We start from the raw sequence: 1,389 nt of genomic DNA on the forward strand, positions 1-1,389 counted from the left end.
AAACCACCGCCAAAACCACTACCTAAAACTCGAAGAGTGTCATCGGTTATATTAAAGTCCGTAAGACGATCAATTCCTTCAGAAGTAGAATTAAAACGGAATGAATCATTACCACTACCGCCGGTTAGGGTATCATTACCACTACCACCGTCTAGGGTATCATTACCACTGCTACCGTTGAGGGTATCGTTACCGTCAGGGTATAAGTAAGGGAGGAGAAGACTAAATCTGTACCTTCGTTTAATCCTTCTGTGACTATATCCCCAATATTATCAACAGTATAAATATCATTACCGACACCGCCAATTAAAGTATCAGCACCGACACCACCGTTAAGAGTATCGTTACCGACTCCACCAGAAAGACTATTATTGCCACTGTTACCCGTAATCAAGTTATTAAGGGTGTTACCAGTACCGTTTATATTCGTAGTGCCTGTTAAAATAAGGTTTTCAAGGTTATTGCCTAACGTGTAGGTAATTGATGATTGTACTGTGTCTGTACCCTCATTAACGTTTTCTGTAACTCGATCGCCCGTGCTATTAACAGTGTAGATGTCATCACCATTACCACCATTGAGAGTATCATTTAAAGCAAACCCTCGCAAATCATCATTATAAGGTGTACCAGTGATGTTAAATACTTCTATATTACTAATAGTCAACAAACGATTATCCCAAAAACGACCATTAATTCCCTCGCCGTGATTATAAATTCCTAAACCACTGGCATTAATTCCGTTTTAGAGTCCTTTTGAAATATGAAAGAGGCGATCGTGCAGTGCCGTCCTTGGCTATCGATGTTGCTATAATGTAAATGTAAGTATTTTTGAGGATAATTGATTATGACTACCACCTCCGAAGAAGTTTGGCAATTATTAAAAGAGTTAATTGAAGCTCAAAAAGAAACCGATCGCCGTTTTCAGGAAACCGATCGACTTTTAAAGGAAAAATCCTTAGAAACTGATCGACTTTTAAAAGAAAATGCTCAGGAAACTGATCGACGTTTTCAAGAAACTGATCGACGTTTTCGAGAAACAGAAAGACTACTAAAAGAACAAAGTAAAAAAACCGATGAGCAAATTGGTAAATTAGGTAATCGTTTAGGGGAGTTTGTCGAATGGCAAGTGCGTCCTGCTGTAGTGCGTTTATTTCAAGAAAAAGGCATTGATGTTCATGAGTTTCTCTCGGATGTGTCGGTAAAAAGGGCGACGGGTGGTTTACAGATTGATTTGTTAGTAGTTAACGAAACGGAAGCAATTTTAGTGGAAGTCAAAAGTAAACTTTCTCAAGCCGATGTAGATGAGCATTTAGAGAGATTAGGTAAGTTTAAGGAATTAATGCCTCGTTATCGAGATGTGAATGCTTTAGGGGCGGTATCCGGGATGAT

The 1,389-nt window shown here is 38.9% G+C and carries 2 protein-coding genes and 1 pseudogene; 1 reads left to right on the forward strand and 2 read right to left on the reverse strand.

What is annotated here, in order from left to right; translation table 11 throughout:
• Positions 1–245, reverse strand: a pseudogene (locus FWJ34_RS19340) (hypothetical protein); the annotation flags it as partial.
• A complete protein-coding gene (locus FWJ34_RS19345; RefSeq protein WP_308256955.1) occupies positions 152–664 on the reverse strand; it encodes a calcium-binding protein in 513 nt (170 codons plus the stop codon). The gene FWJ34_RS19345 and the pseudogene FWJ34_RS19340, both read right to left, overlap by 94 nt.
• A gap of 180 nt (positions 665–844) precedes the next feature.
• Here FWJ34_RS19345 and FWJ34_RS19350 point away from each other — a divergent pair.
• A partial coding sequence (locus tag FWJ34_RS19350) for a hypothetical protein (protein ID WP_308256957.1) occupies positions 845–1,389 on the forward strand: 545 nt, incomplete at its 3' end.

This window comes from Geminocystis sp. GBBB08 (assembly GCF_016743215.1).
Lineage (GTDB): Bacteria > Cyanobacteriota > Cyanobacteriia > Cyanobacteriales > Cyanobacteriaceae > Geminocystis.